Origin of the sequence: Pseudomonas brassicacearum subsp. brassicacearum (genome assembly GCF_008801605.1) — a bacterium.
GTDB classification, from domain to species: Bacteria; Pseudomonadota; Gammaproteobacteria; order Pseudomonadales; family Pseudomonadaceae; genus Aquipseudomonas; species Aquipseudomonas brassicacearum.
The window spans coordinates 332,296-357,262 of sequence record NZ_VZPJ01000002.1 but is presented as its reverse complement, the minus strand read 5'-3'; the positions used below and the strand labels follow the sequence as shown (position 1 = coordinate 357,262).

Genomic DNA, 24,967 nt, shown 5'->3' with positions numbered 1-24,967 from the left:
GGCAGCTGCTGCCAAGGGGTTCGCCTTGCACTGACCACTGAAATCGAAAGGCAGGCCTATGCAGCGGCTGTATCGGAAACGCATCGTTCTGGGCGTCGGCGGCGGCATTGCCGCCTACAAGAGCGCCGAGCTGGTTCGCAGGCTTATCGACCAGGGCGCGGAAGTACGGGTCGTCATGACCCGCGGTGGCAGCGAGTTCATTACCCCGCTGACCATGCAAGCCCTGTCCGGGCACCCGGTCCACCTGGATTTGCTCGACCCGGCGGCCGAAGCCGCCATGGGTCATATCGAACTGGCCAAGTGGGCTGACCTGGTACTGATCGCCCCGGCCACGGCCGACCTCATCGCCCGTTTGGCCCAAGGCATCGCCGACGACCTGCTGACCACCCTGGTGCTCGCCACCGACGCGGTGGTCGCCGTGGCGCCGGCCATGAACCAGGCCATGTGGCGCGACCCAGCCACCCAGGCCAACCTGCAGTTGCTCGAAAGCCGCGCCCTGAAAGTCTTCGGCCCGGCCTCCGGGAGCCAGGCCTGCGGCGATGTCGGCATGGGCCGCATGCTCGAAGCCACCGACCTGGCCCAGTGCGCCGCCGACTGCTTCCAGCGCCAGGCCCTGACCGGCAAGCACGTGCTGATCACCGCCGGACCGACCCAGGAAAACATCGACCCGGTGCGCTACATCACCAACCACAGCTCCGGGAAAATGGGCTTCGCCCTGGCCGAAGCCGCCGTGGAAGCCGGTGCCCGGGTGACGCTGATCACCGGTCCCGTGCACCTGCCGACGCCGGACCGGGTCACGCGAATCGATGTGGTCAGCGCCCGGGACATGCTCGCGGCCTGTGAAGCAGCTATCCCCTGCGACCTGTTCATCGCCTCGGCGGCGGTGGCGGACTACCGCCCCGAAGTCGTTGCCCCGCAAAAATTGAAGAAAGACCCTACAAGCGGCGACGGCTTGCTACTGCAAATGGTGCGCAACCCGGACATCCTGGCCAGTATCGCCACCCGCCCCGACCGCCCGTTCAGTGTCGGCTTTGCCGCCGAGACCGAACACCTGCTCGATTACGCCGCACGCAAGCTCAAGGACAAGAACCTCGACTTGATCGTCGCCAACGACGTGGCCAACCCGAGCATCGGCTTCAACAGCGAAGAAAACGCCTGCAGCGTGATCGACCGCCAGTTGCACGCCACACTTTTCGCCCAGACCAGCAAGAGCAAGATTGCCCGCCAGCTGATCACTTTTATCGCCGAACGTCTGAACCAGGTTTAATGTCATGCACGCCCTACAAGCCAAGATCCTCGACCCACGCATCGGCAACGAATTCCCGCTGCCGCAATACGCCACACCAGGCTCCGCCGGCCTCGACCTGCGGGCGATGCTCAAGCAGGACACGATCCTGGAGCCGGGCCAGACCCTGCTGATTCCTACCGGCCTGTCGGTGTACATCGGCGATCCGGGCCTGGCCGCGCTGATCCTGCCGCGCTCGGGCTTGGGCCATAAGCACGGCATCGTGCTGGGCAACCTGGTGGGCCTGATCGACTCCGATTACCAGGGCGAACTGATGGTGTCATGCTGGAACCGCGGCCAAACGGCCTTCAACATTGCCGTGGGCGAACGCATCGCGCAGTTGGTGCTGGTGCCGGTGGTCCAGGCCCACTTCGAACTGGTCGAAGAATTCGACGAAAGCCAACGCGGCGCGGGTGGTTTCGGGCATTCCGGCAGCCATTGACCGGTGGTTACAGGCCGGGCGTCCTGCCCGGCCCGTTTGTGAAGCTTGTGTTTCAGGACAAAAAATGCGCAATGGCTTTCTGCTAGGTTTCCCACCCGGAATCAATGTATTAGGCGAGCGAGGCCGGGGTAACGCTGTCTCATGGCACTTTCCCACCACGAACTCTCTGTCAAAAACGCCGTCATACCCTTCAGCTTGAGCCTGCCGATGCTAACCGTCGGCCTGTCCAGTCACTTTCCTGATAGAGCGCCCCGCCCATGAACACCCCAGCCGCAATCGCCCCGATCTTCCCTGACAGCATCTTCCGCGCCTACGACATCCGTGGCGTGGTACCGGAAACCCTTACCGCCGAAACCGCCTACTGGATCGGCCGCGCTATCGGCTCCCAGAGCCTGGCCCAGGGCGAACCGAACGTGTGCGTCGGCCGTGATGGCCGCTTGTCGGGCCCCGAGCTGGTCGAACAACTGATCAAAGGCGTTGCCGACAGTGGCTGCCAAGTCAGCGACGTGGGCCTGGTGCCGACCCCGGCGCTGTACTACGCCGCCAACGTGTTGGCCGGCAAGTCCGGGGTGATGCTCACCGGCAGCCACAACCCATCGAACTACAACGGCTTCAAGATCGTCATCGCTGGCGACACCCTCGCCAACGAGCAGATCCAGGCCCTGCACACCCGCCTCAAGACCAATGACCTGAGCAGCGGCCAGGGCAGCGTGACCAAAGTCGATATCCTTGCGCGCTACAACGACGAAATCGTCAAGGACGTGAAACTCGCCCGTCGCCTGAAAGTGGTGGTCGATTGCGGCAACGGCGCGGCTGGCGTGATCGCCCCGCAACTGATCGAAGCCCTGAACTGCGAAGTCATCCCGCTGTTCTGCGACGTGGACGGCAACTTCCCTAACCACCACCCGGATCCGGGCAAGCTGGAAAACCTCGAGGACCTGATCGCCAAGGTCAAGGAAACCAACGCCGACCTGGGCCTGGCCTTCGACGGCGACGGCGACCGCGTGGGCGTGGTGACCAATACCGGCAGCGTGGTGTTCCCGGACCGCCTGCTGATGCTGTTTGCCAAGGACGTAGTGGCGCGCAACCCCGACGCCGAGATCATTTTCGACGTCAAATGCACCCGTCGCCTGGTGCCGCTGATCAAGGAATATGGCGGTCGCCCACTGATGTGGAAAACCGGTCACTCGTTGATCAAGAAAAAAATGAAACAGAGCGGCGCCCTGCTGGCCGGCGAAATGAGCGGCCACATCTTCTTCAAGGAACGCTGGTTCGGTTTTGACGACGGCATCTACAGCGCCGCGCGCCTGCTGGAAATCCTCAGCAAAGAGAAATCCACCGCCGAAGAGCTGTTCGCAACCTTCCCGAACGATATTTCTACGCCAGAAATCAATATCCATGTGACCGAAGAGAGCAAATTCAGCATTATTGATGCACTGCACGACGCTCAATGGGGCGAAGGCGCCGAACTGACCACCATCGATGGTGTGCGGGTCGACTATCCCCACGGCTGGGGCCTGGTTCGCGCATCCAACACCACACCGGTGCTGGTACTGCGTTTCGAGGCCGACAACGAGGCCGAACTGCAGCGCATCAAGGATGTGTTCCACACCCAACTCAAACGTGTTGCACCTGATCTCCAACTACCGTTTTGATTTTTTGAAGCACTACCGGAGCCCTGAATGACCCTCGAACGCGAAGCCGCCGCCAACACCGCCAAGGTCCTGTCCGAAGCGTTGCCTTATATCCGACGCTACGTCGGCAAGACCCTGGTGATCAAATACGGCGGCAACGCGATGGAAAGCGAGGAGCTCAAGACCGGCTTCGCCCGCGACATCGTGCTGATGAAGGCCGTGGGCATCAACCCGGTGGTCGTACACGGTGGTGGCCCGCAGATCGGTGACTTGCTCAAGCGCCTGTCGATCGAAAGCCACTTCATCGATGGCATGCGCGTGACCGACGCGCAGACCATGGATGTGGTGGAAATGGTCCTGGGCGGCCAGGTCAACAAGGACATCGTCAACCTGATCAACCGTCATGGCGGTAGCGCCATCGGCCTGACAGGCAAGGACGCCGAGCTGATCCGGGCGAAGAAACTCACCGTCACCCGCCAGACACCGGAGATGACCCAGCCGGAAATCATCGACATCGGTCATGTGGGCGAAGTGGTCGGTATCAACACCGACCTGCTGAACCTGCTGGTCAAGGGCGACTTCATCCCGGTGATCGCGCCCATCGGCGTGGGCGCCAACGGCGAGTCGTACAACATCAACGCCGACCTGGTGGCGGGCAAGGTTGCAGAGGCACTGAAAGCTGAAAAGCTGATGCTGCTGACCAACATCGCCGGCCTGATGGACAAGTCGGGCAAGGTCCTGACCGGACTGTCGACCCAACAGGTCGATGACCTGATCGCCGATGGCACCATCTACGGCGGCATGCTGCCGAAGATCCGTTGCGCACTGGAAGCGGTACAAGGCGGCGTCGGCAGCTCGTTGATCATCGACGGCCGGGTACCAAATGCGATCCTGCTGGAGATCTTCACCGACACCGGCGTAGGTACGTTGATCAGCAATCGCAAGCGTCCTTAAGCGATACCGGTAAAAAAAGACCCCGCTCAACCTGGTTGAGCGGGGTTTTTTTTTACCCACCGACTCCCACAAGGGAATGTGCAAATCTTTAAACGCCGAACTGCGCCCGATAAGCCTCAACCGCCGGCAAATGCTGCTTGAGCTGCGGATCGTCGGCCAAAAACTCCAGCACCTGGTTCAGCGACACAATGCTGATCACCGGAATGCCAAAGTCGCGCTCCACTTCCTGGATCGCCGACAGCTCACCGTTGCCGCGCTCCTGACGGTTCAGGGCAATCAGCACGCCAGCGGCCTTGGCGCCTTCCTGGGAACCGATGATCTGCATCACTTCACGAATGGCAGTGCCGGCAGTGATGACGTCGTCGATGATCAACACGTCGCCGGTCAGCGGTGCACCCACCAGGCTGCCGCCTTCGCCGTGGGCCTTGGCTTCCTTGCGGTTGAAGCACCAAGGCAAGTCGCGCCCGTGGTGTTCGGCCAGGGCGACGGCAGTGGTGGCGGCCAGCGGGATGCCTTTGTAGGCCGGGCCGAACAGCACATCGAACGGGATACCGCTCTCGACGATGGCTGCCGCATAGAAACGACCCAGTTGCGCCAGGGCGGAACCGGTGTTGAACAGGCCGGCATTGAAGAAGTACGGGCTGGTGCGCCCGGACTTGAGGGTGAACTCACCGAAGCGCAAAACGCCGCGATCGATGGCAAAGCGAATGAAATCGCGCTGATACGCCTGCATGAAAAAAAGCCTCAAATACCGCGGATTTAGCTAAATAGGTACACGGCGTGTATCATACACGCACGTGATTTTTGGGGCCATTTATGCGGATCATCAGTGTGAACGTCAATGGTATTCAGGCTGCAGTCGAGCGTGGTTTGCTCAGTTGGCTGCAAGCACAGAATGCCGACGTCATCTGCCTGCAGGACACCCGCGCCTCCGCCTTTGAACTGGACGATGCAGCCTTCCAACTGGATGGTTACTTCCTTTATGCCTGCGATGCCGAAGTCCCCGCCCAGGGTGGCGTGGCTTTGTACTCGCGGCTGCAGCCGAAGGCTGTCATCAACGGTCTCGGTTTCGAGACGGCGGACCGCTACGGGCGCTACCTGCAAGCCGATTTCGACAAGGTCAGCATCGCGACCTTACTGCTCCCTTCGGGGCAGAACGGCGATGAAGATTTGAATCAGAAATTCAAGTTGATGGACGACTTCGCCCGTTATCTGGATAAACAGCGGCGCAAACGTCGCGAGTACATCTATTGTGGCTCGCTGTACGTGGCGCAACAGAAGCTGGATATCAAGAACTGGCGCGACAGCCAACAATCTCCTGGCTTCCTGGCGCCGGAACGGGCCTGGATGGACGAGATCATTGGCAACATGGGTTATGTCGACGCCCTGCGTGAAGTCAGCCGTGAAGGCGACCAGTACAGCTGGTGGCCGGACAACGAACAGGCCGAGATGCTCAACCTTGGCTGGCGCTTCGACTACCAGCTGCTGACGCCTGGGCTGCGCCGCTTCGTACGCAGCGCCCGCCTGCCGCGCCAGCCACGGTTCTCGCAGCATGCGCCGCTGATCGTGGATTACGACTGGACGCTGACTATCTAAGTGTCGTTTCGCAGCCACAAAAAAACCGACAGCCGTGTCGGTTTTTTTGTGGACAACCATTTCCACTGTGGGAGTGAGCCTGCTCGCGATGGCGCAGTTACATTCAACATTGATGTTGACTGACACACAGCTATCGCGAGCAGGCTCGCTCCCACAGGGGGTTACTCATCGATCGTTATTTGACCAGGCGCCAAGTAAACGGATACCGATACGGCTGCCCTTCATTGGCCTTCACGCCACCAATGATGGTCAACACCAACGCACCAATGGCCACCAGGCCGAACAGGAAGAAGCCGATCACCACGACCATCAGCAGCAAGCTGATCGCCGAGGCAATCGCCACGGTGATCTGGAAGTTCAGCGCTTCCTTGCCCTGGGCATCGATGAACGGGTCGGACTCACGCTTGAGCTGCCAGAGCACCAGCGGCCCGATCAGCGTGCCGAACGGAATCCAGATCCCCAACAAGGCGGACAGGTGACAAAACATTGCCCATTGACGCGCCTCTTTGCTCGGCTGGGGCAGCAGGATTTGCTCATCACTCATGACGCTCTCCTTGTCTTGAAGCGGGAATCGATCAGTCAGCCAAGGCGGCCTTTTGCAGTTCGAAGATTTCGTTCATGCCTTTCTTCGCCAACTCCAGCATAGCGTTCAATTCTTCCGGCTGGAACGGCGCGCCCTCGGCAGTGCCCTGGACTTCGATGAAACCGCCAGCACTGGTCATGACCACGTTCAGGTCAGTCTCGGCGGCGGAGTCTTCCAGGTAATCCAGGTCCAGTACCGGCTCGCCCTGGTACATGCCCACGGACACAGCAGCGATCATTTGCTTGAGCGGGTCGCCACCCTTGAGGCCACCGCGCTTCTTGATCACTTTCAAGGCATCGACCAGGGCGACCATGGCCCCAGTGATGGAGGCTGTACGCGTGCCGCCGTCGGCCTGGATCACGTCGCAATCGACATACAGTGTCACGTCGCCCAACTTGGACATGTCCAGAGCAGCACGCAGCGAACGGCCGATCAAGCGTTGGATTTCCAGGGTACGGCCGCCCTGCTTGCCACGGCTGGCCTCGCGCTGGTTCCGCTCACCGGTGGCGCGCGGCAGCATGCCGTATTCGGCCGTCAACCAACCCTGGCCCTGACCCTTGAGGAACCGTGGCACGCCGTTTTCGACACTGACGGTGCAGATGACCTTGGTATCACCGAATTCGACCAGTACAGATCCCTCGGCGTGTTTGGTGTAGTTGCGGGTAATGCGGATCGAGCGAAGCTGATCGGCAGCGCGACCACTTGGACGTTTCATAGGGAATACCTGTACGGAGGACGGAAAACTGCCGAGCATTATAGAGCCGTGAATCGTCATAGGGCAGTTAAACGTCGCGCGGCTCTAAAAAGCCGGCGCGAGCGAAGCCGCGCAGAGGTCCGCCCGACGGGCTGCCACGCTTTGTCGCAAGCGCGGTTGGGGCATACGCCTCACTGCGCTACAATCCTGCGCCTTTGCTGCCCTTGGGCTTTTAATTTACAGACTCCAGGCCCACGACCACCGTCGTGCCGGCCTGCATTGCGAGGAACCTCCATGGTGCACAGCATGACCGCCTTCGCCCGCGTCGAAAAAGCCGGGGCCCAAGGCACGCTGAGCTGGGAACTGCGCTCGGTCAACAGCCGCTACCTGGAGCCGCACCTGCGCCTGCCCGAGTCTTTCCGCGACCTGGAAGGGGGTGTACGCGAGGCACTGCGCCAGGGCCTGTCCCGGGGCAAGCTGGAATGCACCCTGCGCTTCACTGAAGAAAGCACTGGCAAAGCCTTGCAAGTGGACCGCGAGCGCGCCGCGCAACTGGTCGCCGCCGCCGAAACCGTCGCCAGCCTGATCAAGAACCCTGCTGCCCTGAATCCACTGGAAGTCCTGGCTTGGCCCGGCGTGCTGGTGGGCGATGCGAGCGACCCACAGGCGCTGAACGCCGAGGCGATGGCACTGTTCAATGAAGGCCTCAAGGAACTCAAGGCCGGCCGCGAGCGCGAAGGCGCGGAGTTGGCCCGGCTGATCAACGAGCGCCTGACCTCCATTGAAGAAGACGTCAGCACCCTGCGCGAACTGGTCCCGCAGATGCTCGCCACCCAGCGCCAGAAAGTCCTCGACCGTTTCACCGACATGAAGGCCGAGCTGGACCCGCAACGCCTGGAACAGGAAATGGTCATGCTCGCGCAAAAGAGCGACGTGGCCGAAGAACTGGATCGCCTGAGCACCCACATCATCGAAGTTCGCCGGGTGCTCAAGTCCGGCGGTGCGGCCGGTCGCCGCCTCGACTTCCTGATGCAGGAGCTCAACCGCGAAGCCAATACACTGGGCTCCAAAGCCTTCGACCCGCGCAGCACCCAGGCGGCGGTCAACCTCAAGGTGTTGATCGAACAAATGCGCGAACAAGTGCAGAACATTGAGTAAGGCTAACGACATGACCCACAGCACCGGCACCCTCTACATCATTTCCGCGCCCTCGGGCGCCGGCAAGACCAGCCTGGTCAAGGCACTGATCGACGCCGAACCGCAGATCCGCGTCTCGGTCTCGCACACCACCCGCGCCATGCGCCCGGGCGAAGTGAATGGTGTGAACTATCACTTCGTCGACCGCGAAGAGTTCGTGAAGATGGCCGAGCACGGCGACTTCCTGGAGCGCGCCGAAGTTTTCGGCAACCTTTATGGCACTTCGCAAAGCTACTTGCAGCAGACCCTGGACGAAGGTCACGACCTGATCCTGGAAATCGACTGGCAAGGCGCCGAGCAGGTGCGCAAGCTGATGCCCCAGGCCCGGTCGATCTTCATCCTGCCGCCAAGCCAGCAAGCCTTGCGCCAGCGCCTGACCAACCGTGGCCAGGACAGCGACGACATCATCGAGGGCCGGATGCGCGAAGCGGTCAGCGAGATGAGTCACTACGTCGACTATGATTATCTGATCATCAACGACGATTTCGCCCACGCGCTGGACGACCTGAAGGCGATTTTCCGCGCCAGCCAGCTGCAGCAGAAACGCCAACAGCAACGTTTCGGCAAATTATTAGCCGAATTGTTGGGCTGAACAGCCCTTCCCAAAACCGCTGCGACGGCTTTACATTGGTAGTCGCAGCGCGCCGAGGGGTTTGGTTAAAAAATCAGCGCTTCCCTAAACGCTGGTGTTTTTTTAAACTGTCGAGTCCGCTCGCCCAACCGGGCAGCGCGCATATTGCATTCGCTCCGAGGAATACCATGGCCCGCGTAACCGTTGAAGACTGCCTAGAACACGTGGAAAACCGCTTTGAGCTGGTCATGCTCTCTACCAAGCGTGCCCGTCAACTGGCCACCGGTGGCAAAGAGCCGTTGGTCCAGTGGGAAAACGACAAGCCTACCGTAGTAGCGCTGCGTGAAATCGCCGAAGGCCTGATGAGCTACGAGTTCATCGCCAACGCTGAAATCGTCGAAGACGAACCGCTGTTCGCAGCGTTCGAGGACGAGTCCAACGAGGCGGTCTAAGCCTATGCCTGGTCGACGTAGCACGGCGCGGGGTCACAGCAAACGGCAGGAGTCATCATCATGCCGAGCATAGACGCCCTCGCCGATCGCTTATCGGCCTACCTCGGCACGGACCAGGTCAATCTGGTCCGCCGAGCCTATTTCTACGCCGAACAAGCCCACGACGGCCAGCGCCGCCGCAGCGGCGAGGCGTACGTCACGCATCCTCTTGCGGTGGCGAATATTCTTGCCGACATGCACATGGACCATCAGAGCCTGATGGCGGCGATGCTGCATGACGTGATCGAAGACACCGGCATTGCCAAGGAAGCGCTGCAGGCGCAGTTCGGCGAAACCGTGGCCGAACTGGTCGACGGGGTCAGCAAGCTGACCCAGATGAACTTCGAGACCAAGGCCGAGGCCCAGGCCGAAAACTTCCAGAAAATGGCCATGGCCATGGCCCGCGACATTCGCGTGATCCTGGTCAAGCTCGCCGACCGCCTGCACAACATGCGCACCCTGGAAGTGCTGTCCGGCGAAAAACGCCGGCGCATCGCCAAGGAAACCCTGGAAATCTACGCCCCCATCGCCAATCGCCTGGGCATGCACGCGATCCGCATCGAGTTCGAAGACCTCGGCTTCAAGGCCATGCACCCGATGCGTTCGGCGCGGATAAACCAGGCCGTCAAGCGCGCCCGGGGCAACCGCAAGGAAATCGTCAACAAGATCGAAGAGTCGCTGAGCCACTGCCTGGCCATCGACGGCATCGAAGGCGAAGTCAGCGGGCGGCAGAAACACCTCTACGGCATCTACAAGAAAATGCGCGGCAAGCGTCGGGCCTTCAACGAGATCATGGACGTCTACGCGTTCCGGATCATCGTCGACAAGGTCGATACCTGCTACCGCGTGCTGGGCGCTGTACATAATTTGTACAAACCGTTGCCGGGGCGCTTCAAGGATTACATCGCGATCCCCAAGGCCAACGGCTATCAGTCGCTGCACACCACGCTGTTCGGCATGCACGGCGTACCCATCGAAATCCAGATCCGCACCCGCGAAATGGAAGAAATGGCCAACAACGGCATCGCCGCCCATTGGCTGTACAAATCCAGCGGTGACGAACAACCCAAGAGCACTCACGCCCGCGCCCGGCAATGGGTCAAGGGGGTGCTGGAAATGCAGCAGCGCGCCGGCAACTCCCTGGAATTCATCGAGAGCGTGAAGATCGACCTGTTCCCGGATGAGGTCTACGTCTTCACGCCCAAGGGCCGGATCATGGAGCTGCCCAAAGGCTCCACGGCCGTGGACTTTGCCTATGCGGTGCACACCGACGTCGGCAACAGTTGCATCGCGTGCCGGATCAACCGCCGCCTGGCGCCGTTGTCCGAACCGCTGCAAAGCGGTTCCACGGTGGAAATCGTCAGCGCCCCCGGCGCACGACCCAACCCGGCGTGGCTCAATTTCGTGGTCACCGGCAAGGCCCGCACCCATATCCGTCACGCCCTCAAACTGCAACGTCGCTCCGAATCCATCAGCCTCGGCGAACGCCTGCTGAACAAGGTGCTGAACGGTTTCGACAGCTCGCTCGACAAGATCCCGGTCGAGCGCGTGCAACTGATGCTCCACGAATACCGTCTCGAATTGATCGAAGACCTGCTCGAAGACATCGGCCTGGGCAATCGCATGGCCTACGTCGTTGCCCGTCGCCTGCTCGGCGAAGGCGAACAGTTGCCAAGCCCCGAAGGCCCGCTGGCGATTCGCGGCACCGAGGGCCTGGTGCTCAGTTATGCCAAGTGTTGTACGCCGATTCCGGGCGACCCGATTGTCGGCCACTTGTCCGCCGGCAAAGGGATGGTCGTGCACCTGGACAACTGCCGCAACATCAGCGAAATCCGTCATAACCCGGAAAAATGCATCCAGCTCTCCTGGGCCAAGGATGTCACCGGCGAATTCAACGTCGAGCTGCGGGTCGAGCTGGAACACCAGCGCGGCCTGATCGCCCTGCTGGCCAGCAGCGTCAATGCCGCCGACGGCAATATCGAAAAAATCAGCATGGACGAACGCGATGGCCGCATCAGCGTCGTTCAATTGGTGGTTAGCGTGCACGACCGTGTGCACCTGGCCCGCGTGATCAAGAAACTGCGCGCCCTGACCGGCGTTATCCGCATCACCCGGATGCGCGCGTAGCCCATTCGTTATCAGGAGTCATTCATGACCAAGACCGTTATCACCAGCGACAAGGCCCCCGCCGCCATCGGTACTTATTCCCAGGCGATCAAGGCCGGCAACACCGTGTACATGTCGGGCCAGATTCCACTGGACCCGAAAACCATGGAACTGGTGGAAGGCTTCGAAGCCCAGACCGTGCAGGTGTTCGAAAACCTCAAGGCCGTGGCCGAGGCCGCCGGTGGTTCGTTCAAGGACATCGTCAAGCTGAACATCTTCCTCACCGACCTGAGCCATTTCGCCAAGGTCAACGAGGTGATGGGCAAGTACTTCGACCAGCCTTACCCTGCCCGCGCCGCCATCGGCGTGGCCGCCCTGCCCAAGGGCGCTCAGGTTGAGATGGATGCCATCCTGGTCATCGAGTAAATAAGGCCGGCGCAGCCTCCCCCGCTGCGCCGTTTTCGTCTTGAAAGGATTCCACCATGCGCAAAGCGCTTGCTCTCTCGCTGGCAGCCCTGCTTCTGGGCGGCTGCGCCAGCGACCCTGCCGACCGTGACATCAGCGGCACCTGGATCAACCAGGCAGCCATCGACGCTGCCGCCAAGGGCGGCCCGCTTCGCGAAGCGCTGCAGGGCTATGGCCCGAACCTGGAATGGGACGTCAACACCCGGGCCGGTCAGGCGCGCTACACCAACGGTTTTGAAAACGTCGAAGGCAAATTGCTGGGCGAAGAAGACGGCGCCTGGAAAGTCGATTTCTACGGCAGCTCCGCCAGCGAACTCAAGCGCGATGGCGACCAGTTGAGCCAGGCCGCCACCGAGAACGAACCGCAGCAGGTGTTCGATCGCGCACAAGTCCAGGTACCGGAAGGCGCGCCCATCGGTGCCAGTTTCGAGCGTGCGCTGTATGCCGCCTACCTGGGCGGCACCTGGAACATCGCCAGCGGCCCCGGCCAGGGCGCCACCGTGCAGTTCCAGCCCGACGGCCAGGTCAGCGGCCTGCCGGGTGCCGATCGCTACGCCTTGTGTCTGGCCGGCGATTGCGCCTCCATGAGCGGTGGCAACGACAACATCTGGCTGCAACAGAACGGCCAGGGCAACACCTGGATCTTTGCCCGCGACGGCAAGAAGCTGGAGATCTTCCAGACCGTCAACGCCGCGCTGGCCGATGAAATGCCTTCGTTCACGCCGGGCACCCGGCGATGGTTGCTGGAAAAGCAGTAAAGGATAGGGCGCTTTGAAATAACTATACGAGCGCCCTCTCCCGGCAAAGGTTCACGCGCGAGACGGGACAGGCTTTTTTCTACCCAGGCGGATCAGCTCATTGGAGAAACACAGCCCAAGGATGATCAGTAGTGCGCCCGGGTACAGGCTTTCGCGCGGAACTTCATTGAGCACAACAAATGCCAGCAGTGCGGCGAACAGCGGCTCGGTCAGCTCCAAGGCTTGCACCTGGGATGGCTTGAGGTACTCGATTGCCTTGGTGGTGCAAAAAAAACCGAGGATGGTCGGCAGCGCGGCCAGCGCCAGCAGTGCGGCAATCGCCCAGGGCGACAGCTCACCGATCACGAAGCCGTCGGCAGAAGCCGGCATCAGCAAGTACAGGCTGCCGAAGAACAGCAACTGACGAGTGAAGTGCAGCCCACCGGACACGCCCATCCGTTTCATGGCCACCGAAAACGCCCCATAGCCGCAGCCCGCCATGGACGCGAGTGCAACGCCTTGGAGCGTGAAGCCTTGCTGTAGATCGGCGCCAAAGATCACCGCGATTCCGGCGATCGCCAAGGCGGCACCCACAGTGGCGTTCGCGGTGATCGCATCCTTGAGGATGATGCGTCCGAGCACAATCGAGGAAATGGAAGCACTGGCCATCAGCATCACCACCACACCCGCCGCAGCGTAATGCCGATAGGCAGCCGTTTCGAAGTGGAACAGCACAAAGATACCGAGAAACGCGCAGATCGCCGCCTGGGTCCATTTGGCCGTCGTCGCCGGACGCTTGATAAACAGCAGCAAGGCCGAGAGCAGCAGACAACCCAGGACAGTCTTTATGACGGCGACACTGCTGGCGGTGAAACCATTGCTCATGAGCACTTTGCTGAGCACGCCTATCGTGGCGTTAAGTGCGGCGGCGGAGAGTGCAAAGATAACGCCTTTGCTGAAACTGGCTTGCATTGATGACGGTCCTTGTCGCTGTTAGGTCATTCGACGGGATGTTGGCCCACATCGACGACGCAAAAGATGACTGAAACGGTTGCGGGTGGCCTGCAGATAACTCTTGGCTTCGGCAAGCAACGGATAATGCTCGGCGAGCTCGATGAACCAAGTCAAGACCTGGAAGGTAAGAACCCAAGGACTAGCCCTTGGCGCCGAACGACATCATCGAGCACACGCCGAGCGGACCCGTGTCAGCAGCGCCCTTCCAGAATCGCCGCATACCCCTCGCGAAAACTCGGATAACGCGGCGCCCAGCCCAAGGCCTTCGCCCGGGCATTGCTGCAGCGCTTGCTGCCGGCGCGACGCACACTGGCGTCTTCGGACCACTGGGTGACGCCCATGTATTCACGCAACCAGCCCACCACCTCGGCCAGCGGCGCAGGGGCGTCGTCGACGCCGATGTAGCAATCGTCCAGCACCTGGCCCTGGCGATCAGCCTCCAGCAGGAACGCCAGCAAGCCGGCGGCATCGTCGGCGTGGATGCGATTGGCGTAGAGCGGTGGGTCGATCACGACGCGATAGCCTTGGCGCACCTGACTCAACAACCATTCCCGACCCGGCCCATAGATGCCGGTCAGGCGCACGCGGCTGGCCGGGATGCCACTGTCCAAGGCCACTTGCTCGGCTTCGAGCATCAGCCGACCGGAATACCCGCCGGCCACGGTTGGCGACGTTTCATCCACCCATTCGCCCTGCTGTTGCCCATAAACGCTGCTGCTGGACACAAACAGCAGACGCTTGGGCCGCTGCCCATGCTGCTTCAACCAGCTCAACACATTCTGCAATCCTTCGACATAAGCCGTGCGATAACCCGCTTCGTCATGGTCGGTGGCCGCGGCGCTGTACACCAGGTAATCCAGTGACCCGGTGGGCCAGTCGGCGGGGCATTGCTCGCTGAACAAATCCCCCGCCACCCCGATGACGCCCGCTGGCAGCTTCGAAACCGTGCGCCGCAGGCCATGGACTTGCCAATGCTCGGCCACTAACTGGCTGGCCAGGCGGCCGCCGATATCACCGCAGCCGGCGATCAAAACAGAAGGCGCGGACATCAAGAACTCCTCTGGCAAAGCCGCAGACTAGCCTTCGCAGGGGACGAGCGGCTAGCCATGCGACAAAAAAAGTAACTGTATTACTTTTGTTAACAAGAATTAATTGCAATAATGCCCACCACTTTTGTTCTCGGCCCACGAGGCCTGGAAGAACATCAACCTTCTTTTTCCTCTCAGGTCCGGCCAGCATGAAACGCTCTCTATCCCCCGCTTCGCCAACCAATCGACCTCGTGCCTGGAGCACGGTAGCCGCCCTGCTGTTCAGCCTGCTGCTGGCACCGGCCGCCGCATTCGCCGATGCACAGACGCCCGCCACGACCCCGGCCACCGTACCAGCTGCTGCCCAGGCACCGGCCGACCCGGCCGCTCCCGTTGCCACGCCTGTCGCCACCGAGCCGGCCCAAGCCGTCGAAGCCGACGCACCTCAAATGCTCGAAGCCGACAACTCCCTGGGCATGGCCCACGACCTGTCGCCATGGGGCATGTACAAGAACGCCGACATCATCGTGAAAATCGTGATGATCGGCCTGGCCATCGCCTCGATCATCACCTGGACCATCTGGATTGCCAAAGGCTTCGAGCTGCTGGGTGCCAAGCGTCGCTTGCGCGGTGAAATCGCCGCCCTGAAAAAAGCCACCACCCTCAAGGAAGCCAGCGTCACTGCCGCGAAGGCAGGCACTCTTGCCAACCTGCTGGTGCATGACGCACTCGAAGAGATGCGCCTGTCGGCCAACAGCCGCGAGAAAGAAGGCATCAAGGAACGCGTGAGCTTCCGTCTCGAGCGCCTGGTCGCCGCCTGTGGTCGCAATATGAGCAGCGGCACCGGCGTGCTCGCCACCATCGGCTCTACCGCGCCGTTCGTCGGCCTGTTCGGCACAGTGTGGGGCATCATGAACAGCTTCATCGGCATCGCCAAGACCCAGACCACCAACCTCGCCGTCGTCGCACCCGGCATCGCCGAAGCCTTGCTGGCAACGGCCTTGGGCCTGGTCGCGGCAATCCCGGCCGTGGTGATCTACAACGTCTTCGCCCGTTCCATTGCCGGCTACAAGGCCCAGGTCTCCGACGCTTCGGCCGAAGTCCTGCTGCTGGTCAGCCGCGACCTCGACCACCTGCCGCCCGAGCGTGGCTCGCAACCGCACATGGTGAAAGTGGGGTAATCGGCCATGGGCCTGCATTTGAAAGAAGGCGCAGACGACGATCTGGCCGAGAACCACGAAATCAACGTCACGCCGTTCATCGACGTGATGCTGGTGCTGTTGATCATCTTCATGGTGGCCGCCCCGCTCGCCACCGTGGACATCAAGGTTGACCTGCCGGCGTCGACGGCCAAGCCCTCGCCACGGCCGGAGAAACCGGTGTTCCTCAGCGTCAAGGCCGACCAGCGCCTGTTCCTGGGTGAAGACGAGGTCAAGGCCGAAACCCTCGGCGCGACCCTCGACGCCAAGACCCAGGGCAAGAAAGACACGACGATCTTCTTCCAGGCCGACAAAGGCGTGGACTACGGCGACCTGATGAGCGTGATGGACGCACTGCGAGGCGCCGGCTACCTGAAGGTCGGTCTGGTCGGACTCGAGACGGCGCCCAAGAAATGATCACGACGCGCCAAAAGCTGACGCGTTACAGCGGTAGCCTGGCAGTGGTGCTGGGCGTGCATGCGCTCGCCATCGCCCTGGCGCTGAACTGGACATCACGCGCGCCCATCGAATTGCCTCCCCAGGCAATGATGGTCGAGCTGGCGCCGGTACCCGCCCCACCGCCACCGGCACCGCCCAAAGTCGTCACACCGCCGCAACCTCCCGAGCCGGTCGAAGAACTGCCGCTGCCCAAGCTTGCCGAAGCGCCGAAGCCGGAGATTTCCGTGCCCAAGCCGGTCAAGCCCAAGCCAAAGCCGCAACCGCCCAAGCCCAAACCGGTGGAGAAAAAGCCCGAGCCGCCGAAGGAACAGCCGTCGGAGCAGAAGCCCAGCGACACCCCGCCAACCCAGTCAGTCGCCGAGAAGTCCGCGCAACCGGCGCCTGGCCCGTCGCCTGCGCAATCGGCTGCCAAGGCCAATTGGCAGGGCACGCTGTTGGCGCACCTGGGCAAGTACAAGGAGTACCCGCTCAGGGCCCGGCAGATGAACAAGGAAGGCACCAACCGCCTGCGCTTCGTGGTAGATGCCGAAGGTAACGTGTTGTCGTTCGAACTGGTGGGCAGCTCCGGCACGGACTCCCTGGACCGGGCCACCCTGGAAATGATCCGCAAAGCCCAACCGCTGCCCAAGCCGCCGGCCGAGCTGCTGACCAACGGCACCATCGAACTGACGGCACCGTTTGTGTACTCCATCGACAAGCGCCGGCGCTGACCTCAATTACCAGCCCCTGCAACAGGGGCTTGCTGTTCCTGGTAAGCGGTTTGGAGTGCAGGGCATTGGGAGCAAAGCCATCTGTGGAGCCAGGGCATCTGTGGGAGCAAAGCTTGCTCGCGATACAGGCACCTCGGTTCCAGCGAACACCGCGTTAACTTCATCGCGGGCAGGCCTTGCTCCCACAGACAATTCCACATTCTTGAATAAATCCCTGGCCACACAGACATTGGACAGTGTCACACCGCACCCCCAGTCTGATAACGTGCGTCTATCGATTGCAGCCGGTATGCTTGGCTCGCAACTTCACGGACGCTCGCCATGACCCTCACAGAATTACGCTACATCGTGACCCTCGCCCAAGAGCAGCATTTCGGCCATGCGGCCGAGCGTTGCCACGTCAGCCAGCCGACGCTCTCGGTGGGCGTGAAAAAGCTTGAAGACGAACTCGGTGTGCTGATTTTCGAGCGCAGCAAAAGCGCCGTGCGCCTGACTCCCGTAGGCGAAGGCATCGTGGCCCAGGCGCAAAAGGTCCTGGAGCAGGCCCAGGGCATTCGCGAACTGGCCCAGGCCGGCAAGAACCAGCTGACCGCCCCGCTGAAAGTCGGCGCGATCTACACCGTTGGCCCGTACCTGTTCCCGCACCTGATTCCGCAACTGCACCGGGTCGCCCCGCAGATGCCGCTGTACATCGAAGAAAACTTCACCCATGTGCTGCGCGACAAGCTGCGCAACGGCGAGCTGGACGCGATCATCATCGCCCTGCCGTTCAACGAAGCCGACGTCCTGACCCTGCCGCTCTACGACGAACCGTTCTACGTCCTGATGCCGGCCCAGCACCCCTGGACCCAGAAAAAAACCATCGACGCCGCCCTGCTCAACGACAAGAGCCTGCTGTTGCTTGGCGAAGGCCACTGCTTCCGCGACCAGGTGCTCGAAGCCTGCCCGACCCTGACCAAGGGCAGCGAAGGCGCCAAGCACACCACTGTGGAGTCCAGCTCCCTGGAAACCATCCGCCACATGGTCGCCTCAGGCCTGGGCATTTCGATCCTGCCGCTGTCGGCGGTGGACAGCCATCATTACGCCCCCGGCGTGATCGAAGTCCGCCCACTGACGCCGCCCGTGCCGTTCCGCACCGTTGCCATCGCCTGGCGCGCCAGTTTCCCGCGGCCCAAGGCCATCGAGATCCTCGCCGACTCGATCCGTCTGTGCTCCGTGGCCAAGCCGCCCGCTGGCAAGTAAGCCACGGCCATGACTGAGCTGTCGAAAGTGCCGGTCACGACACTCAAGGGTGTCGGTGAAGCCATGGCCGAGAAACTGGCCAAGGTCGGCCTGGAAAACCTCCAGGACGTGCTGTTCCACCTGCCGCTGCGTTACCAGGACCGCACCCGCGTGGTGCCCATCGGCCATTTGCGCCCGGGGCAGGATGCGGTGATCGAAGGCACCGTCAGCGGCGCCGACGTGGTCATGGGCCGTCGGCGCAGCCTGGTGGTGCGCTTGCAGGACGGCACCGGCGGGCTCAGCCTGCGCTTCTACCATTTCAGCAATGCACAAAAGGAAGGCCTCAAGCGCGGCACCCGCGTGCGCTGCTACGGCGAGGCGCGACCCGGGGCTTCGGGGTTGGAGATCTATCATCCGGAATACCGCGCCATCACCGGCGACGAACCGCCGCCCGTGGATGAAACCCTGACCCCGGTCTATCCGCTCACCGAAGGCCTGACCCAACAACGCTTGCGCCAGCTCTGCCAGCAAACCCTGACCCTGCTCGGCCCCAGCAGCCTGCCCGACTGGCTGCCCACGGAACTGGCCCGGGATTACCACCTGGCGCCCCTGGCCGATGCGATCCGCTACCTGCACCATCCGCCCGCCGATGCCGACGTCGACGAACTCGCCCTCGGCCATCACTGGGCCCAGCACCGCCTGGCGTTCGAAGAACTGCTGACTCATCAACTGTCCCAGCAACGCCTGCGCGAAAGCCTGCGTTCCCTGCGCGCCCCGGCCATGCCCAAGGCCAGGGATCTGCCGGCCCGCTACCTGGCCAACCTCGGTTTCACCCCCACGGGCGCCCAGCAACGGGTCGGCAACGAAATCGCCTACGACCTGAGCCAGCCCGAGCCGATGCTGCGGCTGATCCAGGGCGATGTCGGCGCTGGCAAGACCGTGGTCGCAGCCCTGGCAGCGCTGCAGGCCTTGGAGGCCGGTTATCAGGTGGCGCTGATGGCGCCCACCGAGATCCTGGCCGAACAACATTTCATCACCTTCCAGCGCTGGCTCGAACCGTTGGGCATCGAAGTCGCCTGGCTGGCCGGCAAGCTCAAGGGCAAGAACCGCACAACCGCCCTGGCACAGATCGCCGAAGGCGCGCCGATGGTGGTCGGCACCCATGCGCTGTTCCAGGACGAAGTGCAGTTCAAGAACCTGGCCCTGGTGATCATCGACGAACAGCACCGCTTCGGCGTGCAACAGCGCCTGGCCCTGCGGCAGAAAGGCGTGGGCGGACGGATGTGCCCTCATCAACTGATCATGACCGCGACGCCGATCCCGCGGACCCTGGCGATGAGCGCCTACGCCGACCTCGACACCTCGATCCTCGACGAACTGCCCCCTGGCCGTACGCCGGTCAATACCGTGCTGGTCACCGACACCCGACGGGGGGAAGTGATCGAGCGCGTGCGCAGCGCCTGCGCCGAAGGGCGGCAGGCTTATTGGGTGTGCACCTTGATCGAGGAGTCGGAAGAATTGACCTGCCAGGCGGCCGAAACCACCTATGAAGACCTCACTGCCGCACTCGGCGAGTTGAAGGTCGGGCTGATCCACGGCCGCATGAAACCCGCCGAAAAAGCCGCCGTCATGGCTGAGTTCAAGGCCGGCGCCCTGCAGCTATTGGTCGCGACCACGGTGATCGAGGTGGGCGTCGACGTGCCCAATGCCAGCCTGATGATCATCGAAAACCCCGAACGGCTGGGCCTGGCGCAGCTGCACCAACTGCGCGGCCGCGTCGGCCGGGGCAGTGCCGCCAGCCATTGCGTCCTGCTGTACCACCCGCCGCTGTCGCAGATCGGGCGCCAGCGTCTGGGGATCATGCGCGAAACCAACGACGGTTTCGTCATCGCCGAAAAAGACCTCGAATTGCGCGGCCCCGGTGAAATGCTCGGCACGCGCCAGACCGGTCTGCTTCAATTCAAGGTGGCCGACCTGATGCGCGACGCCGACCTGCTTCCCGCCGTACGCGATGCCGCCCAGGCGCTGCTGGAACGCTGGCCCGACCACGTCAGCCCGCTGCTGGATCGCTGGCTGCGTCACGGGCAGCAATACGGCCAAGTGTGAGCACGCGCTCAGTTTTCCGGACGCGCGTACCGGACAAGCTGGTTATACTGACCAACTTGTAGGAAAACGGATACAGACCATGACAGAAGCTGCCCTCGTCCCCGAATCCCCGCACGCTCCGTCTGTTATTCGGCTGTTGCTCGAGAAATTGGGCATCGGCTTTGACGAAGTGCTCGAACGCCCCGGCCTGAACCCAGCCCGCAAAGTGCAGGCGGTGTTGCTGCACGATGCCGTTGGCGCGCTCATGGTGCTGTTTCCGCAAAGCCAGCTGCTGGACCTCAACCGCCTGGCCGAACTCACTGGTCGCAAACTCACGGCAGTGCCGACCGAACGTCTGGAGCGCATGCTCGGCAAGCACAGCTTGAGCCTGCTGCCCGGCCTGCCGGCGCTCACCAGCTCGCCCTGCCTGTACGAAGAAAGCCTGCTGCGCGAACCGAAGTTGCTGATCAACTCCGGTGAGCCGGGGCTGTTGCTGGAAGTCACCAGCGAAGCGTTCAAGACCATGCTCACCAAGGCCAGCGCCGCGACGTTCGGCGAAGCCGTGAGCAACATCACCCCCAACCTGGACCGCCCGCACGACGACCGCGCGGAAATCACCCAGGCTGTGCAGGCGTTCACCGCCCGGCGTATCCAGCAACGGCTGGAAGAAACCATCGAGATCCCGCCGTTGGCCGAGACCGCGCAGAAAATCATCAAGCTGCGGGTCGACCCGGACGCGACCATCGATGACATCACCGGCGTGGTGGAAACCGACCCGGCCCTGGCCGCGCAAGTGGTGAGCTGGGCGGCATCGCCCTACTACGCATCACCCGGCAAGATTCGTTCGGTGGAAGATGCCATCGTGCGGGTACTGGGCTTCGACCTGGTGATCAACCTGGCGCTGGGCCTGGCCTTGGGCAAGACCCTGAGCCTGCCCAAGGACCACCCGCAACACACCACGCCGTACTGGCACCAGTCGATCTACACCGCCGCCGTCATCGAAGGCCTGACCCGCGCCATGCCGCGTGCCCAGCGTCCCGAAGGTGGCCTGACATACCTGTCCGGCCTGCTGCACAACTTCGGTTATCTGCTGCTGGCCCACGTATTCCCGCCGCACTTCTCGTTGATCTGCCGGCACCTGGAGGTCAACCCGCACCTGTGCCACAGCTACGTGGAACAGCACCTGCTGGGCATCAGTCGCGAGCAGATCGGCGCCTGGTTGATGCGCTACTGGGACATGCCCGACGAACTGGCCACCGCCCTGCGCTTCCAGCACGACCCGCACTACGACGGCGAATACGCCGCCTACCCGAACCTGGTATGCCTGGCCGTACGCCTGCTGCGCTCGCGAGGGATCGGCTCCGGCCCGGACGAGGAAATTCCCGATGCATTGCTCGAGCGCGTAGGCCTGTCTCGGGACAAGGTCAACGACGTAGTCAGCAAAGTGCTCGAGGCGGAAGTGCTGCTGCGCGAACTGGCCTCGCAGTTCAGCCACGGCTGAATAGGCTCGCCCGGTCATTTGATCTTTCCCACGCTCTGCGTGGGAATGCATCCCGTGACGCTCTGCGTCACATCTCAGAAGCGGAACGCGGAGCGTCCCTGGCGACATTCCCACGCAGGAGCGTGGGAACGATCAAACATGGTCCGCTCGATTTAAGTCTTCTTAGACTTCTTCGGCTTCAGGTATTTGGTCAGCCCCTGGAACCAGATCACCAGCGCCGGGTTGCCCTTGATCTGGATCGACTTGTCCTGAATCCCCGTCATGAACGCCAGTTGCTTGTTCTTGGCCTGCATCGTGGCGAAGCCATAGGCGGCGTCCTTGAAGGCAATGGCGAACGCAGGCTCCGGGTAAGTGCCGGACTGGCTGGTGATGCGCTGGTTTTTCACCGTGAAATGCCGGGCGACCTTGCCGTCCAGGGTTTGCAGCTGAAACACCAATTCCTTGTCGCCCAACTGCTGCTGGAACGCCGGATTGGTCCGACTGGCCTTGCCCATCAACAACCCCAGCATCCACAGCAGAAAACGAAATTTCATGGGCACAGCCTCGTGATGAAAGATGAATGGCTGGCAGTTTAGCGATTCTTCGGCGTAACGCCATCATCGGATCGCTTTGGCGGAAGATAAGCTGGTTTTCGCGAAAGATGACTGCCAAGTCACGAAACCAAAAATCAAAAGATCGCAGCCTTCGGCAGCTCCTACATCGATTTCCGTAGGAGCTGCCGAAGGCTGCGATCTTTTGATCTTTTTGCCCTCCTGTTCCTCGGACATTTCCTTCAAAACGCCGGGCTGTTCATGAACTAGGCAGCGCTTACGAGCGCCGCTAACCTCTGTTCGTCATCGCAAAAAACGGTGACACGGACGTGCAAGTCCGGTACATATCGGCGCGCAACTGCTACACCAAACGGCTCATGCCCGTATTGGTGTGTTTATGGCGGCTGCGCGCGGGAGACTCTCGAGGTCTGCCGGGGTCCGATATGCCCGGTCTTGCACACCCGCGCGTAGCTGCCACCTCTTTCGGTGCAACGAAAGGTGGCAGCCTTCATTCAATTACATATCGGGTAATGCATTTATGTTCAAGGTCACTCCAAATCCGCCGCAAAGCGGCCACAAATCCCGCGTCCAAGCGCAGGAAGAAAAAAAGCTAGATGACGCCGCCACCCGCGCCCTCGACTACTACCTCAACCCCAAGCCCGACTCACCGCCCGAACCCGACAAAAACCAACTCTTCATCGTGTCCCCCCACATCGACACCGAAACCCTGCTGGCCAACGCCTCCGAAGACCTGCTCTCCATCAGCACCATCGCCGCCGACCTGGCTGACGACGTGGATGACTCTCGCCGCTGTGTCGCCCTGGCGATCAGTCGCATGGCCGATGGGGTACAGTTGTTGGTCGAGCGGGCGTTGGATCATCTGGAAACCAAGGAGATGGCGACGCCTGGGGCCAAGGGGTAGCGTTCGTATTGATGCAGACTGGGCCGACGCCATCGCGAGCAAGCTCGCTCCCACAGGGGGGAGTTGGGTTGTCGCGGATACCACAGTCAACTCAAAACAACTGTGGGAGCGGGGTAAGGCCGGAGAGCCAGGTCGGCTGTTAGGCCGCCTCGCGGTGGACGTTGATCTCGGCACCCCGTTAACCACGATGGCCGAACGCAGGCATTGCGCAGTGGGCATCCCGGCATGGATGCCGGGATAGCCGCGCTGGGCCATGGATGGCCCTTCGCGGCGGGCCCACGGAGCAATACCTTCGTTCAGGCATGCCGAGCCTAAGCGAGGCACCAAGTGGTGGGGCATAAAGCGCTTTGGTTACTTTCGACTGGGCCGGCTTCCGGGCTTTTCGAAAGTGACCCGCCGTAAGGGCGGAACCCTAAGCCGCCGTTACCGCAACAACGGATATGCCCCCAAAAACAACAGTGGGAGCGAGCTTGCTCGCGATGGCGGCGGGTCAGTCGACATTAATGCCAACTGAACCGACGCCATCGCGAGCAAGCTCGCTCCCACAGGTTTTAGCTGCTGATCAGCGAGCAGCCGCCATCACTCAATCAAACATTCGGGCAAGGAACCGGTGCCCAGTCGCCCAGGTCCGGGTTTTTGCACATGCTGTTGACCTGAGTGGTACCGGCGCTAGCGACCTGCTTGCTTTCATCCTGCTTGGCCTTGGCGGTCTGCAGGGTTTTCTCGGTGGTCACCGCTTCTTTCGGCACGACTGGCAGTTCTTTCTTCTTCGCCGGCGTCACTTTCTTCTTGGTCTTGGTGCTGGTCTGCGCCACGACCGGCGTGGTATCGGCGGTAGCCACGGTCACCACGTCAGTACGCTGCACACCCACTTGCTGCAGGTCTTTCTCGTAAGCCTGGGTGTAGTTGTTCAGGTCTTCGGAAGCCTTGCCGTTGACCGCGACAATCAGGTCGTTCGACTCTTTCAGGCCGGCGACGATTTCTGCCAGGCGCTTGCGGCCTTCAGTGTCGTTGACGGTCTTGGCCTTGCGGTCGGCAACCAGTTTGCTGAACGCGTTCTGGTAGCACTGCTGCGAAGTCTTGGCGTAGGCGGTGCTGCGGTCGATGTCGGAGACGCTTTTGTTGACGTCGGCGGCGTAGGACGCGATGCGCTGGTTGTCATCGGCGATCTGCTTCTGGCGCTCGGTGTAGTAACCAGCTGCACCACCGGCCAGGGCGCCGCCCGCGGCACCGATGGCGGCGTTGCGGCCACGGTCTTCCTTATCCGCGGTCAGGGCACCCAGCAGTGCACCACCAACCGCGCCGACGGCAGCGCCGGTGACCACGGACTTGGTCATGTTGCCTTCGGTGGAGCGCAAGTGCTGCACCGGCTCGTAGCAGTTCGGGTAGTACTCGACCTTGGTGCTCGAGGCGACTTTGGAAGTCGGCGACGTGGCGCAGCCGGTCAGTACAGTGCTGAAGCCGACAGCGACCATCAGCAAGTGACGCTTGGAAACCGAAGCAAATGGTTTACGGGAGAAAAGCATAGTTGTGTTCTCGTTTA

24 protein-coding genes and 1 pseudogene are annotated in these 24,967 nt (G+C 61.9%); 18 read left to right on the top strand and 7 right to left on the bottom strand.

Going from position 1 to position 24,967, the window contains the following annotated elements:
- Positions 1-58: 58 nt before the first annotated feature.
- From coaBC to argB, 4 genes and pseudogenes are all read left to right on the top strand, one after another.
- The gene (coaBC, locus tag F7R20_RS07345) at positions 59-1,267 is read left to right on the top strand and encodes a bifunctional phosphopantothenoylcysteine decarboxylase/phosphopantothenate--cysteine ligase CoaBC (RefSeq protein WP_003206865.1); all 1,209 of its coding nucleotides are present in this window, start codon (positions 59-61) and stop codon (positions 1,265-1,267) included.
- A 4-nt stretch (positions 1,268-1,271) separates the two neighbouring features.
- On the top strand, positions 1,272-1,727 hold the full coding sequence (gene dut / locus F7R20_RS07340; RefSeq protein ID WP_003206867.1) for a dUTP diphosphatase: 456 nt from the start codon (positions 1,272-1,274) through the stop codon (positions 1,725-1,727).
- 251 nt (positions 1,728-1,978) lie between these two features.
- Positions 1,979-3,382 (top strand): annotated as a pseudogene (locus F7R20_RS07335) (phosphomannomutase/phosphoglucomutase); the annotation flags it as partial.
- Between the two features lie 27 nt (positions 3,383-3,409).
- Complete coding sequence (argB, locus tag F7R20_RS07330; RefSeq protein ID WP_003206871.1) at positions 3,410-4,315, top strand: acetylglutamate kinase; 906 nt, start codon at positions 3,410-3,412, stop codon at positions 4,313-4,315.
- 88 nt (positions 4,316-4,403) lie between these two features.
- On the opposite strand, the gene pyrE is transcribed toward argB, so the two are convergent.
- Positions 4,404-5,048 (bottom strand): orotate phosphoribosyltransferase, encoded by a 645-nt coding sequence (pyrE, locus tag F7R20_RS07325; RefSeq protein WP_003206873.1) that lies wholly within the window; start codon positions 5,046-5,048, stop codon positions 4,404-4,406.
- 83 nt (positions 5,049-5,131) lie between these two features.
- Here pyrE and F7R20_RS07320 point away from each other — a divergent pair, with 83 nt between their 5' ends.
- Entirely contained in the window at positions 5,132-5,911 is a 780-nt protein-coding gene (locus F7R20_RS07320; RefSeq protein ID WP_013694557.1) for an exodeoxyribonuclease III, read from the top strand.
- A 175-nt stretch (positions 5,912-6,086) separates the two neighbouring features.
- Here F7R20_RS07320 and F7R20_RS07315 read toward each other — a convergent pair whose 3' ends face one another.
- Both F7R20_RS07315 and rph read right to left on the bottom strand, forming a co-directional pair.
- On the bottom strand, positions 6,087-6,455 hold the full coding sequence (locus F7R20_RS07315) for a DUF4870 domain-containing protein (RefSeq protein WP_013694558.1): 369 nt from the start codon (positions 6,453-6,455) through the stop codon (positions 6,087-6,089).
- A 31-nt stretch (positions 6,456-6,486) separates the two neighbouring features.
- Positions 6,487-7,209: a ribonuclease PH gene (gene rph, locus F7R20_RS07310; RefSeq protein ID WP_003177262.1), complete on the bottom strand. Its 723-nt coding sequence runs from the start codon at positions 7,207-7,209 to the stop codon at positions 6,487-6,489.
- 273 nt (positions 7,210-7,482) lie between these two features.
- Between rph and F7R20_RS07305 the strand changes: the two genes are divergently transcribed.
- From F7R20_RS07305 to F7R20_RS07280, 6 genes are all read left to right on the top strand, one after another.
- On the top strand, positions 7,483-8,346 hold the full coding sequence (locus tag F7R20_RS07305) for a YicC/YloC family endoribonuclease (protein ID WP_003206875.1): 864 nt from the start codon (positions 7,483-7,485) through the stop codon (positions 8,344-8,346).
- Positions 8,347-8,356: 10 nt separating this feature from the next.
- Complete coding sequence (gmk, locus tag F7R20_RS07300) at positions 8,357-8,977, top strand: guanylate kinase (protein WP_003206877.1); 621 nt, start codon at positions 8,357-8,359, stop codon at positions 8,975-8,977.
- A 167-nt stretch (positions 8,978-9,144) separates the two neighbouring features.
- Positions 9,145-9,408, top strand: a complete 264-nt coding sequence (gene rpoZ / locus F7R20_RS07295; protein WP_003177259.1) for a DNA-directed RNA polymerase subunit omega — start codon at positions 9,145-9,147, stop codon at positions 9,406-9,408.
- Positions 9,409-9,468: 60 nt separating this feature from the next.
- Complete coding sequence (gene spoT, locus F7R20_RS07290) at positions 9,469-11,574, top strand: bifunctional GTP diphosphokinase/guanosine-3',5'-bis pyrophosphate 3'-pyrophosphohydrolase (protein WP_003206879.1); 2,106 nt, start codon at positions 9,469-9,471, stop codon at positions 11,572-11,574.
- A 24-nt stretch (positions 11,575-11,598) separates the two neighbouring features.
- Positions 11,599-11,979, top strand: coding sequence for a RidA family protein (locus F7R20_RS07285; protein ID WP_003206880.1), 381 nt, complete (start codon positions 11,599-11,601; stop codon positions 11,977-11,979).
- A gap of 56 nt (positions 11,980-12,035) precedes the next feature.
- A complete protein-coding gene (locus F7R20_RS07280) occupies positions 12,036-12,776 on the top strand; it encodes a hypothetical protein (RefSeq protein WP_003206881.1) in 741 nt (246 codons plus the stop codon).
- 51 nt (positions 12,777-12,827) lie between these two features.
- On the opposite strand, the gene F7R20_RS07275 is transcribed toward F7R20_RS07280, so the two are convergent.
- Together F7R20_RS07275 and F7R20_RS07265 are read right to left on the bottom strand one after the other, a co-directional pair.
- Positions 12,828-13,727: a DMT family transporter gene (locus tag F7R20_RS07275; protein ID WP_003206882.1), complete on the bottom strand. Its 900-nt coding sequence runs from the start codon at positions 13,725-13,727 to the stop codon at positions 12,828-12,830.
- A 233-nt stretch (positions 13,728-13,960) separates the two neighbouring features.
- Positions 13,961-14,818, bottom strand: a complete 858-nt coding sequence (locus F7R20_RS07265) for an SDR family oxidoreductase (RefSeq protein WP_003206884.1) — start codon at positions 14,816-14,818, stop codon at positions 13,961-13,963.
- Positions 14,819-15,006: 188 nt separating this feature from the next.
- Between F7R20_RS07265 and exbB the strand changes: the two genes are divergently transcribed.
- From exbB to F7R20_RS07235, 6 genes are all read left to right on the top strand, one after another.
- A complete protein-coding gene (exbB, locus tag F7R20_RS07260; protein ID WP_003206886.1) occupies positions 15,007-15,978 on the top strand; it encodes a tonB-system energizer ExbB in 972 nt (323 codons plus the stop codon).
- Positions 15,979-15,984: 6 nt separating this feature from the next.
- Positions 15,985-16,413: a TonB system transport protein ExbD gene (gene exbD, locus F7R20_RS07255; protein WP_003206888.1), complete on the top strand. Its 429-nt coding sequence runs from the start codon at positions 15,985-15,987 to the stop codon at positions 16,411-16,413.
- Positions 16,410-17,165: an energy transducer TonB gene (locus F7R20_RS07250; RefSeq protein WP_003206889.1), complete on the top strand. Its 756-nt coding sequence runs from the start codon at positions 16,410-16,412 to the stop codon at positions 17,163-17,165. The genes exbD and F7R20_RS07250 overlap by 4 nt, the downstream gene beginning before the upstream one ends.
- A 321-nt stretch (positions 17,166-17,486) precedes the next feature.
- On the top strand, positions 17,487-18,407 hold the full coding sequence (locus F7R20_RS07245) for a hydrogen peroxide-inducible genes activator (protein ID WP_003206891.1): 921 nt from the start codon (positions 17,487-17,489) through the stop codon (positions 18,405-18,407).
- Positions 18,408-18,416: 9 nt separating this feature from the next.
- Positions 18,417-20,492, top strand: a complete 2,076-nt coding sequence (recG, locus tag F7R20_RS07240; protein ID WP_003206894.1) for an ATP-dependent DNA helicase RecG — start codon at positions 18,417-18,419, stop codon at positions 20,490-20,492.
- Positions 20,493-20,571: 79 nt separating this feature from the next.
- Positions 20,572-21,972 (top strand): aminoacyl-tRNA deacylase and HDOD domain-containing protein, encoded by a 1,401-nt coding sequence (locus F7R20_RS07235; protein ID WP_003206896.1) that lies wholly within the window; start codon positions 20,572-20,574, stop codon positions 21,970-21,972.
- Positions 21,973-22,124: 152 nt separating this feature from the next.
- Here the strand turns inward: F7R20_RS07235 and F7R20_RS07230 are convergent, their stop codons facing one another.
- Entirely contained in the window at positions 22,125-22,505 is a 381-nt protein-coding gene (locus F7R20_RS07230; protein WP_003206897.1) for a hypothetical protein, read from the bottom strand.
- A 535-nt stretch (positions 22,506-23,040) separates the two neighbouring features.
- On the opposite strand from F7R20_RS07230, the gene F7R20_RS07225 reads away from it, so the two are divergent.
- Entirely contained in the window at positions 23,041-23,424 is a 384-nt protein-coding gene (locus F7R20_RS07225; protein ID WP_003206899.1) for a DUF6124 family protein, read from the top strand.
- A 587-nt stretch (positions 23,425-24,011) separates the two neighbouring features.
- Here the strand turns inward: F7R20_RS07225 and tagQ are convergent.
- A complete protein-coding gene (gene tagQ, locus F7R20_RS07220) occupies positions 24,012-24,950 on the bottom strand; it encodes a type VI secretion system-associated lipoprotein TagQ (RefSeq protein WP_003206902.1) in 939 nt (312 codons plus the stop codon).
- Positions 24,951-24,967: the final 17 nt, after the last annotated feature.

Bases quoted from the DNA above. Each gene is read 5' to 3' on its own strand.
- F7R20_RS07245 (WP_003206891.1), top strand. From the start codon at position 17,487: ATGACCCTCACAGAATTACGCTACATCGTGACCCTCGCCCAAGAGCAG.
- F7R20_RS07280 (WP_003206881.1), top strand. From the start codon at position 12,036: ATGCGCAAAGCGCTTGCTCTCTCGCTGGCAGCCCTGCTTCTGGGCGGC.
- F7R20_RS07225 (WP_003206899.1), top strand. From the start codon at position 23,041: ATGTTCAAGGTCACTCCAAATCCGCCGCAAAGCGGCCACAAATCCCGC.
- exbD (WP_003206888.1), top strand. From the start codon at position 15,985: ATGGGCCTGCATTTGAAAGAAGGCGCAGACGACGATCTGGCCGAGAAC.
- F7R20_RS07265 (WP_003206884.1), bottom strand. From the start codon at position 14,818: ATGTCCGCGCCTTCTGTTTTGATCGCCGGCTGCGGTGATATCGGCGGC.
- rph (WP_003177262.1), bottom strand. From the start codon at position 7,209: ATGAAACGTCCAAGTGGTCGCGCTGCCGATCAGCTTCGCTCGATCCGC.
- F7R20_RS07230 (WP_003206897.1), bottom strand. From the start codon at position 22,505: ATGAAATTTCGTTTTCTGCTGTGGATGCTGGGGTTGTTGATGGGCAAG.
- F7R20_RS07250 (WP_003206889.1), top strand. From the start codon at position 16,410: ATGATCACGACGCGCCAAAAGCTGACGCGTTACAGCGGTAGCCTGGCA.
- rpoZ (WP_003177259.1), top strand. From the start codon at position 9,145: ATGGCCCGCGTAACCGTTGAAGACTGCCTAGAACACGTGGAAAACCGC.
- F7R20_RS07275 (WP_003206882.1), bottom strand. From the start codon at position 13,727: ATGCAAGCCAGTTTCAGCAAAGGCGTTATCTTTGCACTCTCCGCCGCC.
- F7R20_RS07235 (WP_003206896.1), top strand. From the start codon at position 20,572: ATGACAGAAGCTGCCCTCGTCCCCGAATCCCCGCACGCTCCGTCTGTT.
- gmk (WP_003206877.1), top strand. From the start codon at position 8,357: ATGACCCACAGCACCGGCACCCTCTACATCATTTCCGCGCCCTCGGGC.
- pyrE (WP_003206873.1), bottom strand. From the start codon at position 5,048: ATGCAGGCGTATCAGCGCGATTTCATTCGCTTTGCCATCGATCGCGGC.
- F7R20_RS07285 (WP_003206880.1), top strand. From the start codon at position 11,599: ATGACCAAGACCGTTATCACCAGCGACAAGGCCCCCGCCGCCATCGGT.
- exbB (WP_003206886.1), top strand. From the start codon at position 15,007: ATGAAACGCTCTCTATCCCCCGCTTCGCCAACCAATCGACCTCGTGCC.
- F7R20_RS07305 (WP_003206875.1), top strand. From the start codon at position 7,483: ATGGTGCACAGCATGACCGCCTTCGCCCGCGTCGAAAAAGCCGGGGCC.
- tagQ (WP_003206902.1), bottom strand. From the start codon at position 24,950: ATGCTTTTCTCCCGTAAACCATTTGCTTCGGTTTCCAAGCGTCACTTG.
- argB (WP_003206871.1), top strand. From the start codon at position 3,410: ATGACCCTCGAACGCGAAGCCGCCGCCAACACCGCCAAGGTCCTGTCC.
- dut (WP_003206867.1), top strand. From the start codon at position 1,272: ATGCACGCCCTACAAGCCAAGATCCTCGACCCACGCATCGGCAACGAA.
- F7R20_RS07320 (WP_013694557.1), top strand. From the start codon at position 5,132: ATGCGGATCATCAGTGTGAACGTCAATGGTATTCAGGCTGCAGTCGAG.
- F7R20_RS07315 (WP_013694558.1), bottom strand. From the start codon at position 6,455: ATGAGTGATGAGCAAATCCTGCTGCCCCAGCCGAGCAAAGAGGCGCGT.
- recG (WP_003206894.1), top strand. From the start codon at position 18,417: ATGACTGAGCTGTCGAAAGTGCCGGTCACGACACTCAAGGGTGTCGGT.
- spoT (WP_003206879.1), top strand. From the start codon at position 9,469: ATGCCGAGCATAGACGCCCTCGCCGATCGCTTATCGGCCTACCTCGGC.
- coaBC (WP_003206865.1), top strand. From the start codon at position 59: ATGCAGCGGCTGTATCGGAAACGCATCGTTCTGGGCGTCGGCGGCGGC.